Here is a 15,671-nt window from a genome sequence, read left to right on the forward strand (position 1 = left end):
TTATTGCTTCATTGTTGACAATGATTTATTCTTATTATTCTTGGTTCTACTCAACTAAACTACTTATATGTTCAGCATTAGTGGCAGAAAACGTGAATACTTTACTACTATCTGCCAGGTCGGCTTCTGAAATTTGGGCATCGGTGAAGAAAAATCTCCATGTCCAAGTTTTAGTATCATAGTAGTTGATAACACCGTAGTGATAGTCCAGACTAGAATCACCTACGCTAAATGTAACTTGTTCCGTTGGCGGGGTATATATCTGATTACTAATTTTAAAAGTAACAGTATTAACCAAATCCTTAAACTTTGTAAACCAACCGTATGGGTTGCAGTATACATTTGTAGAATTTGGGATGCTTATAGAGGCACCGGTTAGCGCAGTTACATTTCCGATGGTGAAGTACTCTTCTGATAAATCATCGGCATCATTCTGGTACAAATCCAGCATTCCGCCGCTCCCCAGCTTAACGTCACCCACAAATACTTTTCTCTTATTACGTGAATCCACATCAATGGCAACGGTATAATTATCTACACCACTGATATTCCCAACCTTTGTCACTCCCTCTGAACCCTGTATGCTGAGTTCAACTCCATCAGCTAAGGTGATGTTTCCTACCTTACCGCCCGATATGTTAATAGCATAAAAATCTTTTGAAGCTTTATTTACAATGATATCACCAATTGTACATTCACTGTTGATGGTAAGTTTTGCAGAATCAGAATCTACATAAACAGGAATACCACTCAGTGCAAAGTGACCGACCAAATCAATTCCAATGGTTACGTCACCAATTACTTCTATAGACTCTAAGACTCCATTATCTTTGAATTTAAACCTTAAAGAATTTGTGTAATCAACAGTTTCACCATTCTTAATAGTCAACATGCTGTTTATTCTGCCGGCCACACCTTGGGCTACCTTATAGTGGGCCTTTGTACCTGTTCCATCGTCTATCTCAACCCGGTCAGTATCCGCTGAGGTTACTTTATAATATTTATCTGTTAGAGCAAAGACTGTTGGCGTTTCCTGTTCTGTTGGAATCCTTTCCCACTTATCGTTTTCACTAAAGCTAATGCTTGAATCAGCAGGAGTAATAGTCTTTTCAATTTTATATCCTTTTGTGGGTTCTGGATACAAATTAGTTACCATCTCACTATAGAAAGTAATTTTACTAGTAGGAAAACTTATATCTTTAATCTTATTTCCGGATACTGTATAGTTATCATATTGCGATATCTTATATTTAGCAATATATTCATCTGAATTGTTTACAATTGTCAAATCCCTTGAAAATATTACTGAAGCCTCAGAAGCCTTTCCGCTAACTGTACCGTTTATACTTGCCCATCCCAAATCTGCGGTTAATTTATTGGTTCCGGTTGGTGAAGTAAAATTAGCATCACCTGTTATTGCATTATAGTCCGCATCAGTTAAATATATTTTTACATAACTAGGTTTATCTCCGTATAATTTATATGTTCCGGGCAAACCTGTTTCAGCCTTGATGTAATTTGATAATTGATGTTTTTCGGAACCTATCATAACACTTATTTTTGTTGTATCGATAGTCAAGCTACTTGCCGATGCACCATTAGAGCCAGAAAATGCAAATTGTATATTCTTGACTGCTGAATCCTTATTAAAGTTAGATACATAACCTACTTGCATGCCCGGCTCTGTCGGGGTTACTGCCTGAGCAACTGCCACATCGGTGTATTCACTGAAATCGGAATTCTGATACTGAGTATTACTGTCTGTGACAATAGCTTTCACTCGAGCAACATATGAGTTTTCGGCAACAATTCCATTGTCCAACGATATTGTCCCTGAAAGATTGTTTTTCGGAACTGTTAACGTAAGGATTGTATCCGTCGGTGTTGAGGATGAAGCAATTTCCAGGGAATATTCCTTTATATTGCTGTCCTCTGCACCATTCGCTGCAGTAATTGTGTAAGCCAGCCCGCCTGTTGCTGAAGTATTTGAGGATAGTGTTACACTTGGAGTACCTAATTTTGTTAAAGCAGTATTTGAATATGGATTTATGCCGGTAATTGTGAGGATATCAGAGGTATTACCTGAAGCATCTTCCATTACTATATACACTGTGTATTTTTGATCTGCTGTCAGCACTGATAAATTAATTTGATAATATGTAGGATTCCCTGAAGCTGTACCCCATATATTTGCTGCTTTAATCGCAGCTATGTCAGGAGCAGTCGTAGTTGCATCTTGTACTAAATAGTAGTATTTAACTGTTCCTGCTTCATGAGTAGCATTAAATTTTAATGTTGCAGTAGCTCCAGTTGATGACCCGAGATTTTCAACTGTTCCATTCGACAGTGTCGGTGGTGTTGTATCAGCCGGATTAACAATTACGGTAGTCGTTGCCGTTTTAGTCGGATCTGCAGCTGAGACAGCTGAGATTGTAATTGTTCCTTCTGTCAATGGAGTTACTATACCATTATTTACGGTTGCTACATTGGTATCGCTGGATGACCAGGTTACATTTTTGTTTGTTGCATTTGATGGACTAATTGTTGCTGTTATTGTTCCCGTTGCTCCACCTGCTGTCAAGGTCATTGTCGTTGGTGAAACACTAATAGCACTGACTGTCGTTACTGGTGGTGGTGTTGAATTATCACCGCCACTGTTTCCGCCATTGCCGGGATTAGGCGTTGGTGTTCCACTTGTTATACCGCTTCCGGTATTATTATTTACAACTGACGTTCCACCTGTGACAGGTACTCCTCCCGCGGTTGCCCCGGTTACGCCGGCTGCTGCTGTTATATGCGTGTTCGGTGTTGTAACACTGGAATTATTTGCACCCTCCTTGAGAAGGACTTGCTCTACAGTTCCTTCACCACTAACAGCAGTTTCTGCTTCTGAAAATATTGTGTTAACAACCGCACCTTTTTCAGCCTTTATTGAGGTATTTTCTGCTGAATTATTTACAGAAACAGATTTTATCTTTGATTCCTTATCTACCAAAATGGTAGTGTTGGCGCTTGTAACCTTCGTATCTGAAATATTTGCTGCAATTACTTTAACAATTACATCTGGAGTTCCTATTTCCAATGTTCCAACAGAACCTGTGACTATGATTTCTTCACCCTGTGCAATTTCAATTTCTTTTACAGTGTTGCCATCTGAGATTGCTATTCTCAGTTTATCATTAACCTTTTCAATTTTGATATTTGAGATATTTGAAGTTCCGGTAATATGTATGGAATTTTCGCCACCGCCTCTAACAACAGTATTCCCCTTAACGGTTACACTGTTAAGAGTGACATCTCCTTCGCCGACGCCTTCTGCAATAATCAGATTCTCTGTAATATTAACTCCCTTAAGTATAACGTCAGGTACCTTTATAACTACTGTTCCAGTCACATTGTCGTCATAAGTACCAGCTTTTGTATAATAACCTTTTACAATGTTGTTTATGATTGCTACAATTTCTGCTCTGGTAATATTTGCTTTCGGATTAAACTTCCCCTTATTCCCATTTACGTAGCCTTTGGCTTCCATCCCAAATACAGAAGTCCTTGCCCAGGATGATACTTCTTTTTCATCAGAAAATTGCGTATTGGAAGTAGTGCCTTCATTTACTGCAAATGCTTTTGCCATCATTACTACGGCTTCTTCCCTTGTAATTTTATCTGTCGGGCGAAGCAGTGTAGCTCCATTACCATTAATAATTCCTGCGGCATTTGCCTTTAAAACTGCATTGGTATAGAACTGCCCTGCTATTAAATCTGAAAAAGTGTTCTTTGAAACCGACTGGTAGCCCATAATGTTGTCAAGGATACATGCCATTTCCCCCCTGGTTATAGAATCATTGGGTCTGAAAAGTCCGTCATATCCGTTAATTACACCCTGTGCTGACCATTTGTAAATGGCATCTGATGCCCAGTGGCCATTTAGGTCTTTAAACGTTTGTTGAACTGTTTCCATCGTTGTATCTGCTGCTGCAAATGATGTTCCAAACGAACTCATTAGCATGACGACAGCAACGATGATAGAAATTGCTTTCTTCATAGCACTTCACTCCTTAAGGTAAATTGTTAAATACTTTATATTTTGACATTTATTTTATTAAATGTCAACCAAAATATGACATTATTTTTTAAAATATTGCATTTTTGATAATATTAGTTGTATAAGATAGAAGTGAGTGAACACAACTTATCTGGAATAACTATTGTAAAGATAGGACTTTTTATAATGTCTTGCTTTGGATTTAATATTTAAAAATTTGCAACATTTATGAACTAAGTTATCAGATATAATCCAACCTGTATCTTTTCTTATAAAACCGTTTACGTTCATTAATTTACAGAGATATGTAACACTGTGTTTTTTTTTAAGAGTATCTATAATTTCGAATTCGCATCGCTTGAAATAATGAATTCCTTTATTCGTAATTTTTCGTCATAAGTTCAATTTCTTCTTAGTACCTTTAGGAATCCCCATAATTCACACTCCTATAATTAATTATAAAATAAAAGTAGGCAAGGTGGTAATCCTTGTCTACTTTTATATTACAACTTCACTAAGCTGGTGGCTCTTAACTAAAAAACTAAATCGATATCATTAAAATGAGGTGATTATTCCTAATAAATAACTTTTAAATACTGCCAAGTCAATAGCATTTACTGAACCATCACGATTAACATCAGCAGCAATCAATTGATTATCAGTAAGTGTCGTTGAACCGAGAAGATACCTTTTTAATGCTGCAAAATCGAGAGCATCAACTCGACCGTCTTCATTAATGTCTCCAATAGTAGGAGTTGGTGTATCGGAGTTAGGCTCGCCATATACAATACCTCTTCCATTGGTTGCAACAAATACACGGCCATAAACTCTTAAATCTCCTGTAATTGAGTAGTTTATAGAACCATACTGGTGCTGGTCGTCATTTACTCTGACCCAGCTTTTAGCCATATCATCAGAACGATAGACTGCATAAAGACCGTCTTTTTCGCCGCACATATAGATTGCCAGGTAGTCTTCACCAGCCTTGGCTTTACCGAATCCAACTACATCAGATCTGGTAATGTCGTTAACTTTATTAATTGTTTTACCTCCGTCAGTTGTGTAGGAAAGACCTGTCGTTGAACCAGGAATCCAAACATGCCCTTCTTTATTAGGAACTGCTTTGATTTTGGAAGCAGAAGACTCAAGACCTGTTTTTACAGCTGTGAATGTTTGACCTCCATCGTTACTTGAATAGAAAGTATTATTTGCATATGCATAGAATACTTTCGGGTTAACTCTGTCCGAACAAACATTTGCACCTGCCGGAAGTGTGCTGACTGCTTTCCAGCCGCCATTTACATAGCATACAACTCCCTGACTTGTGCCTGTTGACCAGACAAATGTTGAACCGTCGGCAGACACTGCAACAGTACCACCCTGTACAATGTCATCTGCAGTATTTGCAGGGAATGTATAACTTATATTTGGCTGAACTTCAGCCCATGTAGCTCCTCCATCTTTAGAAATGGCAACGCTTTTTTTGATCATTTCATATTGTTCTTTATCAGTATTACCCACTCTTACTATGGTTTTCGGATTGAGCTCTGCATAATCCAAACCTGTAGTGCTCGTAAATCTAGGAGTTGTCATCATCATGTCCGGACCTACTTTTAAGTCTTTATGTACGAACCCACAGATATCTCCAACCCCGCTTATCAGTTCTACGCCGCTAATTGGCGGACATATCAGACTTAAAACAGCAGTTTCTTCAACTCCCGTTCCCATAACTTCGATATTTACTAACTTACCGCTATCCCAATCTGTCAGATTTTTTGAACCATAAATAGTAGCACCTGTACCATACATCATTTCATTGGAATCAAAAGGATTGATTGCAAGAGCGCTCATCATCCAGCCAAGCTTTGGTGCAGGATTATTCATTATTTCATCGCCTGTTACCAATCCTCCGCTTGCTGCGTTTATCTTATTTCCAAATGTAAGCCAGGGAGCTTTCGAAATATCCATTGTATATTTAAGGTTTCTTGACGGATATGAATCACCGTTTTCCCAAATAGCATCCCAAGTTTTACCAGCATCCTTTGACCGGAAAATAAAGTTATCAGGCCACCATGATTGAAGTGACGATATTATAAGTGTATCAGGATTTTGTGCATCAACACTTAAACCTGAAAATCCGTAGTAGTTTTCATACTTTGGTGAACCATCCCAGTTTTTCCCGGAAGGAGGTGTTATATCTGTCCAAACACTTGTATTTGTATCGTATTTATAAACTGCACCATCATCACACTGATAAGGGCCTCCCCTATCACAATATGTAACATATAAAATTCCTTTGCTGCTTACAACTGCATGCTGAGGGATACCGATTTTCAAGGCTTTACTATTATGCTGTGTAAAAGTACTTTCTGTCGGTTGACCTTCAACTGGGTTCCATGTTACTCCTGCATCATGACTAACATACAGCGGATTCTTTTTATCAGCAACACCGACATAAATGTCCTTTGTCGGTGTACCTTTAGTACCCTTATATGAATCAAAAGTTACAAAACACAATCCCAGATTATCCGATGAATACTCAAAATTGGGATCTTCAACATAGTTTCCTACATTTGTGAAGCTGCTGACCTTTGCCCATGTTTTACCGTAGTCTGTACTTTTCCAGAGACCTTTACCGCTTCTTGCCGCAAAATATAATATGTTATTGCTGTTGGGATCAACCATCAAACGTTCACCAACTGAACGCCCCGGCATGTTTCCTCCGAATTTGAAAGGCAGCTCCGTTCTTTCCCACGTTTTACCGTAGTCTTCAGAACGAAGAATATATCCGTTCATTGATGTCCAGCTGTTTGTATATGTACCGGCTGCTATATAAACTCTATTTGTATCAACCGGGTCGGTAGCTATACTTTCACACCCTAAAAGGTTCCATTCATCCGGCGATACCCAGTCGGTAATTGGCTCCCATTCTAATGTTTGCTTGTTCCTTATATATGCTCCACCCATGTCAGTACGAGCATAAACAAGGCCTTTCTCAGTTGGGTTGTAAACAATTCCGCAAACATATCCTCCTCCACCGCCGATTTTAACATTATTCCAATTATACGAAGCACTTACGGGTCCATTTGCAGATACAGGTTGTACTAATAGAGAAGTACACGTAAAAACAATAAGTAAATATAAAATCATAATTCTTTTGATATTTCTAATCTTCATAATATTTACCTCCTAAATTTTTTATTCTTTTGAATCATAAAACTAATAAATGCAAAAAAACTTAGCCCCCTTTCTTTTGAATGTAATATATTTAGCTACTGTGTTCTGTACAAATGACTTATGCAACACTTGTAAGTTGTTTACTAGCAACATATTAGGCTTAGCTCCAAGGGTTATCTGTAGTTTCGTGTAAATATGTACCTAAATATGTATTATTTATTATATTAAAATAAATATTTACAGTAAAAGGCTGTATCAGACCTTTAGAACTCCATAATATAACAGTTAATTCCAGCTATGGTGTTAGGAACAATGAAATTTGCGATAATTTTAAATCAGGATAGCAGATGTGAGTAATTGAATAAAGCTATAGGAAGGCAAGGTTTCTGATATGGTACACATTCTTGTAGGTCTTGAAAAATGCCTCAATTGTCTGATTCTTGTTATAAAAGTAGAATAATTCTACAGTAAAGGCTATACTTTTTTATAGGTGAAAAGCCACCTTACTTTTGTTTGGTTAGTGCTTAACAAATTCGTAAGTGATAAGGTTTTCACCTTTTTGTTATATTATGATACCCAATATATTACATTTCCAAGGTTCGCATCTGTACAAAACTTAGGTAGCTATTACTTCCTCTGTTTGTGTTCTGCTTATCTCAATCGTCTTTGGTTTTTGTATTGGAGCTTTAATTATATATAGTTTTGCTTCTGACATATATCTGCCTTAAAATACTTTAATTACTATAAATATACAATATAGATAATAAACTTACAATATTAAAAATTATAGGTAGACATTCGTAGAATTTATAGGTAGACATTCATAGAATACTATGAAGTCTACCTATTTTAGTCAAGTTATATGGGTACTAAAGTATTTGGGAAGTGACAACAATTTTTTCAAAGAATAATGCTCCTCCTCCTCCTTTAATACCGTTAAAGCACAAATCTACCTCATCTGCACCATGTATACTACAGTGTTGACAAATTACATGCAGCCTAAATATCAATGGCGAATATATCCACAAGTTTCGATGAATTGCTGTCCTTGCTCAGTCAGAATCCACTGAATTAACTTATTTGTATTGGGATTCTTTGAGCCTGCTGTTACAGCATAAACATCAACGGTAAACGGATATTTCTTTTCACGAATGTTTTGGTTCGAAGGTGCTATTCCGTTAATATTTAACATTTTAATATTACTATTGGGCTTCATTCCGGTTGCAAAATACCTAAAAGAATATCCGATTGCTGAAGTATAGTTTCTATAAGCAGCTGTCTGACTAATAATTTCACCCATTCCCGATGAATATTCTTCCCAAAGAGGAGTAGGCAATGTCTTGCCGTTCATCACTTTTGCAAGCATTATGGTTTGGCTACCAGAGTTTTCCGGTCGTTGAAAAGGAAGTATTTTTTCGTTTTTACCACCTAACTTGCTCCAATTAGTTAACTTTTTTTGATAGATGTCTTGAATCTCCTCAAGGGTCAAATTATCAATCGGATTATCCTTATTTACGAAGAAAACAAATGCTTCCTTCGCTATCGGGGTTAATTCAAATTTTACACCTTTAGATTCTGCCATTTTAAGTTGTTGCTTTGATGGCTGAGCGCCGAAAAAAATATCAATATTGCCATTTACAAGATGAGTGTATGCTTCAGCAGTTTTCGTGCAAGAAACATAATCATTAACACTATTTTCGTCTAATCCCTTATATATTTCTTGAACAATCGAGCCGTAAACAGGATAAGCTGCCGTTGCTCCATCGAGCTTTGGATAATTATCGGAAATAGAAATAGTGGGGTTATCATTTAAATTTTTCAGCAAATTATTTGACGAGAAAGGCTGGTATTCAGAAAGATTAACCTCATCATTAACCTGTTGAACATTTTTATCATCCGAAAAGACTTTCGTTGTTCTGTCATAATATTGAAATATGGCTGTTCCTGATAGAAAAGCAAATATAAGAGCATATACCAATATACTTTTATCGAATTTAATTTTCCTTTTTTTAACTATACATGATAAATAAATTGTAATTATCGAAACAATAGTTATAACCGAATTAATAGCAGGAAAGAGATTATAGTCCCCGCCAAAGGCAAACATAAAGTTTATAACAAAGTAAGGAATGGTAGCTATTTGGAATATACCTGAAAACAAGCTGCTGTCAAAATGATATTTAGAAACTCCGTACATAATCACCCAAATTATCATGTAATAAGCATAAGCTTCAAAAATGGGCAATAGAAGTTTTGATGCGCTTTCAGGTGTTTCGCAGGACTTTATCCATAAAAACCACATCAAACAAAGCAAAAGAATCATAATAAACACACGCATATAGATTATATTAGTCATACCTCCGGCTATTATACCTACAGTTGCAACAATCGGAGAAGCAATAAAAGCTAGAATAAAAGTAACTATGTAGTATCTCTTTATATTCATATACACACACCCTAGTAAAAATTTCAATAACAGATTTTAAATATAAATAACATTAATTACCAGTTAGTTATCAGATTTTACCGATATGCTACATAGTATCAATAGTTTTACATGTAGTCAAATATTGATTGTCTTATTTAAATTTTACCGAATTTTTGCTGATTAATGATTAAATGTTATCTCCAGTGTGGGCTTTGGCCGGGAATCTGAATTGACTGTACTATAAGTAAATATATTATAAACTTGTTGCAAAATTCTCCCATAATAGATATAATCTTTTTAGGGAAAATTAAATAGTTGCCGTGATTTCTAAGTGTTAGCGCACTTAGAAACTCATGCAGGTGATGTTACCACCCACACGTATGGACTTTCGTCCACCACAGCAACCAGTTTTTATTATACTTGGTTTTGCTTCTTTTTGCAATAAAACAAGTGCGTGTAGGGTCACACCTATCCGCACTTTTTAATTTTCCCTCCATTTTTTCTTTGGAGGGAAATATATGATTTTTAACAATGACGATGCTTTTATGGGCAGGGAGACTTTCATTAAATCTTGTATGGACAGCAGAATTGATAATTTGAGCGACGATTTCATCAATTCTGCTGCCTATATGGAATTCTCCGATAAGTATCAGGACATCTTGAAGAAGCTGGCGAATTTATTGCCTTCTGAGACTTTTGAACTGGTTTTGGAGCTTGACTGCTTAAACGGAAAACTATCCGCCGACAATCAGACTTTCTTTTACAAGCAAGGTTTTTTCGACTGCCGAATGCTTTTTAATTTCTTGAGGCGATGAAGTAGCTCTTAGCAATAAATCCTTCAGGCTACTTATGCCTGTGGGATTTTCTAATGTTAAGGCATAACAAGTTATATTTCTTCACAGTTTTTATGGAGATTTATTTATAGTAAATATGTGGACGAGCTAAAAATTTCATTTTTATTTCTCCATCTTAAATCAAATATAAAAGTAATGCATCTTGATTTTCATACCAAGACACATTACTTTTAAAGAATTATTTTTGTAGTTCTAAACTCTATGAGAACTTTCATTCTCAATCTTTTTGAGATATATTCTCAAACTTTATGAGAACCTACCTACACACCTATCCCATCCCACTACTCCACCGTTACACTCTTAGCAAGATTCCTTGGCTTATCAACATCGCAACCCTTTTCTATTGCCATGTAGTAAGCAAATAGTTGTAACGGGGTAACTGCTGAAATTGGAGCAGTTAGTGAGTCCACGTCTGGTATGGTTATTACAGTGTCTGCTGTCTTTCGCAGTTCCTCTGCATGCTTTTCCTGTGTAATAGCGAGAACCACGGCACCTCTGGCCTTAACCTCACGGATATTACTTACCATTTTGTCAAACAGGGTATCCTGAGTCATTGGGCAAACAACAAGAGTTCCTTTTTCAATAAGTGCAATTGTTCCGTGCTTCAATTCGCCACCTGCGTATGCCTCCGAGTGAATGTATGAGATTTCCTTTAGCTTTAACGAGCCTTCCAATGAGAGAGCGTAGTCAAGGCCTCTTCCGATAAAGAATATACTCTTGGCATTGTAATGCTGATGAGCAAATTTCTGTATATCGTCCTTATTCTCCAGTATCTTTTCAATATCGTTTGGAATCTCTTTTAGCTGATTTAGAACAGCGTCGGCTTCCTCTTTTGTGATTGTACCCTTTTTAAGCCCAAGCTCAAGAGCCACCATATAGAGAGCCGCCAACTGGGTATTGTATGCTTTTGTTGATGCAACTGCAATTTCAGGCCCTGCCCATGTGTATAGAACGTCATCTGAATCACGTGCAATAGAGCTACCTACAACATTAACTATAGATAGAATTCTTGCTCCCCTTTTCTTTGACTCACGTAGTGCAAACAGGGTATCCAGAGTTTCTCCCGACTGGCTTATTATTATTGTCATATTCTTATCAGAAATAAGAGGGTCACGGTAACGGAATTCAGATGCAACATCTACTTCTACCGGGATTCTGCAAAGCTTTTCAATAGTGTATTTTCCTATAACACCTGCATGATATGCCGTTCCACAGGCAACGATATAGATTTTTTCCAGCTTGTTAATATCTTCCTCGGTAATTGTAACATTATCAAGAACCAGTCCACCGTCCTTTAAACGAGGATTTATAGTATCCCTTATAACCTTTGGTTCTTCATACATTTCCTTCATCATAAAATGCTCGTAGCCACCCTTTTCAGCAGCTTCTACATCCCAGTTTACCTTGAAAATCTCTTTATCAACAGGAGCGCCAAGGCTATTGAATACCTGTACGCTATCTCTTGTGAGAATGGCAACTTCCTTGTCCTCAAGAATATAAATATTTCTTGTATATTCAAGAATTGCAGGAATATCCGAAGCAATGAAGTTTTCACCTTCCCCAAGACCTATAATCAAAGGACTGTCTTTTCTCGCACATACAAACATATTCTCATCGTCCTTGCAAAGTACTCCCAGCGCATAGGACCCTTCGATTTCATCAATTGCCTTCATTACTGCATCTACAAGGTCTCCATCGTAGTAATATTCCACAAGGTGTGCAATAACTTCGGTATCAGTCTCTGATCTAAAAACATATCCCTGACCCTTTAAAAACTCTTTTATTTGCATATAGTTCTCAATAATTCCGTTATGGACAACAACTATTTCACCAGACTGACTTATGTGTGGGTGTGAATTAACATCGTTAGGCTCGCCGTGAGTAGCCCATCTGGTATGACCGATTCCCATACAACCGTTTAACTTCTCTGATTCAAGCTTTTCTTCCAGACATGCAAGTCTGCCCTTGCACTTGATAACCTTTAAAATTCCGCCCTCATTAACAGAGACACCTGCTGAATCATATCCTCTGTATTCAAGCTTTGACAATCCATTTATAAGAACAGGTACTGCTTTTCTATTTCCAATATATCCAACTATTCCGCACATATTAATTCTCCTTCTATATTTGTTAGTTTACATAATTATTCCTTGTTTCAACGGTTTTAGCTAACTATAAACTTTATTAAACGTACTTTTACCCAAAAAAAGATACACTTTCCCCTTAGTACAGGCGAAAAAACAACGCAAAAATAACGCATCAGTGTAAAAAAGGGCAAAACTAAAACACCCTCCCAATTTCTAAAAAACAATATTAAATTTTTATATATAATGAATTTTATAAGATATAATACAGGATCAGTTACATGAGACCATTTTGTTTTTGCAGTCGCCTGCAAGCTTTGTTTTGTCTCTCTCGACCGTAACAGCCGGAAGGTATCCGCCGAATCTTTCGATACGACACACGTTGGTTTGTGCATCGCTTCCTTCTCCTCGTCAACAGACTTATATAAAATCTGTCCTGGCGCCTTTTTAATTCAATCTAATCCTGCCTTTTTTCTCACCCCCTTAGTATCCAGTTATTTCTTAAAATCATTCACATCTATACTACAATATATTATATATACTATAAAATTGTCAACACAATTCACAGTTTTTTAACTTTTGTGGGTAATTATACTAGGACTTATCCGGATTATAACCCAGAAGCGGAGTCAGGTCATGACCTCCCATATCCTTTATATACACTGTAATAGGTGTTTTATTGCCGTCAACGGGAACACCGTTTTTGTCCTCCGGGTAAACCTTTTTACCGCCAAACAACTGTGCGACGCCTTTTGGACCAAGCAAATGAGCCCCTGCCAGTAGACCTGATGCGGTTATATATACTCCGCACTTTGTTTCGCCAATATGCTTTTTATATGGCTTGATATATCCCCATACCTTTGCAAGAAAAGCCAGAAATGCTGTCTCCTGAGCCTCTTCATTGTTTAAAAAGTCTTTCTTACTGAACACATTATACTTATTGGCCAAGTCACTCCACATTCCTTCAAAATTATTATCCCCGTCTACTCTGTAGGCACCTTTCTCAACTTTTTCATAATAGAAGCCTGCATCTGCCAGCGCTAATTCACCCATTTGGTATTTTCCAAGGTATCCCAGTCCATTTACAACTTTATAGTCTCCGCTGGATTCATGGTCTGCAAGTTTTTTTAGAAAGTCTTCAAAGCTTTTAATTCCTGCCAATAAACCTTTGCTCTTCTCCAAAGCCTTCTCAGCAGTGATTATTGCTCCGGATAAAGCAGCATTAATATTAGCCATGGTTATTTTATTTTGTGCAGTAGTTACATTTTTTGCAGTAACATTATTTAATAACAGTACCCCGTTTGCAAGCTTTATGGAAGCCTCCAAACCTTTTATTGCATTTTGTACGGCTGTTGAACTTTTTTTATCAATTGCATTATTAACAAGTGCACAGAATTTTTTTAACTGGGTAATTTCCTTTTGAGACGTTAAAACAGCGGTTTTGACTGTCTCGTCTTCCTTAGTGGTTTTGCCGGCTGCTTTTGCTGAAGTTACAGTCTTTTGAGCCAATATTTTATTTTGAAAATTTCTGTTTCCTCTTCCGGATACTGCTTCTATATTTTTATCTGTTTTATCATTTTTTTGCATAATAGTCCCTCCAAAAATACTTATCTAATTTATAAGTAAATTTAAAAGGACATTTAACACCCAAAAAACAAAAAAATAGAAGGGCGGAAAAATCTTTCCCACTCCTCCTATTATGTATACCTTTAAGACAGTCTTCCTTCAATAACTCTTACGAGTTCCTTTGCACGTCTGGTAATAATATCCTTTTTCTTGCCTTCAATCATTACTCTTACCAAAGGCTCGGTTCCTGAAGGTCTAATAAGGACTCTTCCTTCTCCCTTGAACTCGTCCTCAAGCTCCTTGCACATCTTCTTGATTACTTCGTCGTCCAGGTATTTATACTTCTTTTCATTGGTTACCTTTGCATTTATCAATACCTGAGGCAATATCTGCATTACTCCCGCAAGCTCTGAAAGCTTTTTACCCGAATCTTTTAAAACCTTCAGCAGCTGAACGGCAGTTAAAAGTCCGTCTCCTGTAGTATTGTGGTCCAGGAATATAATATGGCCGGACTGCTCACCGCCAAGCATATATCCTTTATTGAGCATTTCTTCCAGAACGTATCTGTCTCCAACCTTTGTTTTCTCAATAGTAAGGCCGTTATTTTTAGCCATAATATCAAGACCCATGTTGCTCATAACTGTAGCCACAACTGTATTTTGAGCCAGCATACCTTTATCCTTCAGGTACAAGCCTATAATAGCCATTATCTGGTCGCCGTCTACAATATTACCGTTTTCATCAACAGCAAGAACTCTGTCAGCATCGCCGTCAAAAGCAAGACCTATGTCAGCCTTTATCTCCTTTACATACGCCTGAAGCTGCTGCATATGTGTAGAACCGCACCCGCTGTTTATATTTGTTCCGTCAGGTTCATTATTTATAACACTCACTTCTGCCTTTAAATCAAACAGTGCCATAGGAGCCGCTTGAAATGATGCCCCATTTGCGCAATCAATTGCTACCTTTATTCCTTCAAGGTCACCTGTAATAGTTCCCTTTACGAAGTTTACGTAATCTTCGAGAGCATTTTCCTGATAGCATTTGAATCCAATATTCTGTCCTACCGGCTTAGGCAAATCTTCACCGTCATTTTGTATTATTTCTTCAATTTTATCTTCAATAGCATCAGGCAGCTTATACCCGTTTGAATTGAAAAACTTTATTCCGTTATATTCAAAAGGGTTATGTGAAGCTGAAATAACAACACCCGCATCGGCATCATACTGTCTTGTAAGGTACGCTATTGCAGGAGTTGGAATTACTCCAAGGCTGACAACCTGCGCTCCTACAGAACAAATTCCCGAAATCAGAGCAGCTTCCAGCATATCCCCTGATATTCTTGTATCCATACCAACAAGTATTTTAGGTGTATGCTTGGTTTCTCCGGTAAGTACGTAAGCGCCTGCCTGGCCAAGTTGATATGCAAGTTTTGGAGTCAATTCAAGATTTGCAACACCTCTGACCCCGTCAGTTCCAAATAATCTTCCCATTTTATCCTCCAAGTTCCATTTATTTCG

The 15,671-nt window shown here is 37.2% G+C and carries 8 protein-coding genes; 1 reads left to right on the forward strand and 7 read right to left on the reverse strand.

Annotated elements, in window-relative coordinates; translation table 11 throughout:
• Positions 1 to 46: 46 nt before the first annotated feature.
• The 4 genes from CLO1100_RS13710 to CLO1100_RS13720 form a co-directional block, all read right to left on the reverse strand.
• On the reverse strand, positions 47 to 4,042 hold the full coding sequence (locus CLO1100_RS13710; RefSeq protein WP_014314352.1) for an S-layer homology domain-containing protein: 3,996 nt from the start codon (positions 4,040 to 4,042) through the stop codon (positions 47 to 49).
• Positions 4,043 to 4,597: 555 nt separating this feature from the next.
• A complete protein-coding gene (locus CLO1100_RS13715) occupies positions 4,598 to 7,219 on the reverse strand; it encodes a dockerin type I domain-containing protein (protein WP_014314353.1) in 2,622 nt (873 codons plus the stop codon).
• Between the two features lie 869 nt (positions 7,220 to 8,088).
• Positions 8,089 to 8,247, reverse strand: a complete 159-nt coding sequence (locus CLO1100_RS21275; RefSeq protein WP_347455749.1) for a ribose-5-phosphate isomerase A — start codon at positions 8,245 to 8,247, stop codon at positions 8,089 to 8,091.
• A complete protein-coding gene (locus tag CLO1100_RS13720; RefSeq protein ID WP_014314355.1) occupies positions 8,226 to 9,665 on the reverse strand; it encodes a substrate-binding domain-containing protein in 1,440 nt (479 codons plus the stop codon). Before CLO1100_RS13720 ends, CLO1100_RS21275 begins: the two co-directional genes overlap by 22 nt.
• Positions 9,666 to 10,165: 500 nt before the next feature.
• Here CLO1100_RS13720 and CLO1100_RS13725 point away from each other — a divergent pair, with 500 nt between their 5' ends.
• Entirely contained in the window at positions 10,166 to 10,462 is a 297-nt protein-coding gene (locus CLO1100_RS13725) for a hypothetical protein (protein WP_014314356.1), read from the forward strand.
• Positions 10,463 to 10,782: 320 nt separating this feature from the next.
• Here CLO1100_RS13725 and glmS read toward each other — a convergent pair whose 3' ends face one another.
• The 3 genes from glmS to glmM all read right to left on the reverse strand — a co-directional run bounded on the left by glmS (position 10,783) and on the right by glmM (position 15,644).
• A complete protein-coding gene (gene glmS / locus CLO1100_RS13730; protein WP_014314357.1) occupies positions 10,783 to 12,609 on the reverse strand; it encodes a glutamine--fructose-6-phosphate transaminase (isomerizing) in 1,827 nt (608 codons plus the stop codon).
• Between the two features lie 570 nt (positions 12,610 to 13,179).
• Entirely contained in the window at positions 13,180 to 14,172 is a 993-nt protein-coding gene (locus tag CLO1100_RS20030) for a hypothetical protein (RefSeq protein WP_014314359.1), read from the reverse strand.
• 122 nt (positions 14,173 to 14,294) lie between these two features.
• Positions 14,295 to 15,644: a phosphoglucosamine mutase gene (glmM, locus tag CLO1100_RS13745; protein ID WP_014314360.1), complete on the reverse strand. Its 1,350-nt coding sequence runs from the start codon at positions 15,642 to 15,644 to the stop codon at positions 14,295 to 14,297.
• Between the last annotated feature and the right edge of the window lie 27 nt (positions 15,645 to 15,671).

This window comes from Clostridium sp. BNL1100, assembly GCF_000244875.1.
Classification (GTDB): domain Bacteria; phylum Bacillota; class Clostridia; order Acetivibrionales; family DSM-1351; genus Ruminiclostridium.

What these genes read in the sequence shown, in the direction of transcription:
- CLO1100_RS13720 (WP_014314355.1), bottom strand. Translation starts at nt 9,665, where the DNA reads ATGAATATAAAGAGATACTACATAGTTACTTTTATTCTAGCTTTTATT.
- CLO1100_RS20030 (WP_014314359.1), bottom strand. Translation starts at nt 14,172, where the DNA reads ATGCAAAAAAATGATAAAACAGATAAAAATATAGAAGCAGTATCCGGA.
- CLO1100_RS13715 (WP_014314353.1), bottom strand. Translation starts at nt 7,219, where the DNA reads ATGAAGATTAGAAATATCAAAAGAATTATGATTTTATATTTACTTATT.
- CLO1100_RS13725 (WP_014314356.1), top strand. Translation starts at nt 10,166, where the DNA reads ATGATTTTTAACAATGACGATGCTTTTATGGGCAGGGAGACTTTCATT.
- glmS (WP_014314357.1), bottom strand. Translation starts at nt 12,609, where the DNA reads ATGTGCGGAATAGTTGGATATATTGGAAATAGAAAAGCAGTACCTGTT.
- CLO1100_RS13710 (WP_014314352.1), bottom strand. Translation starts at nt 4,042, where the DNA reads ATGAAGAAAGCAATTTCTATCATCGTTGCTGTCGTCATGCTAATGAGT.
- glmM (WP_014314360.1), bottom strand. Translation starts at nt 15,644, where the DNA reads ATGGGAAGATTATTTGGAACTGACGGGGTCAGAGGTGTTGCAAATCTT.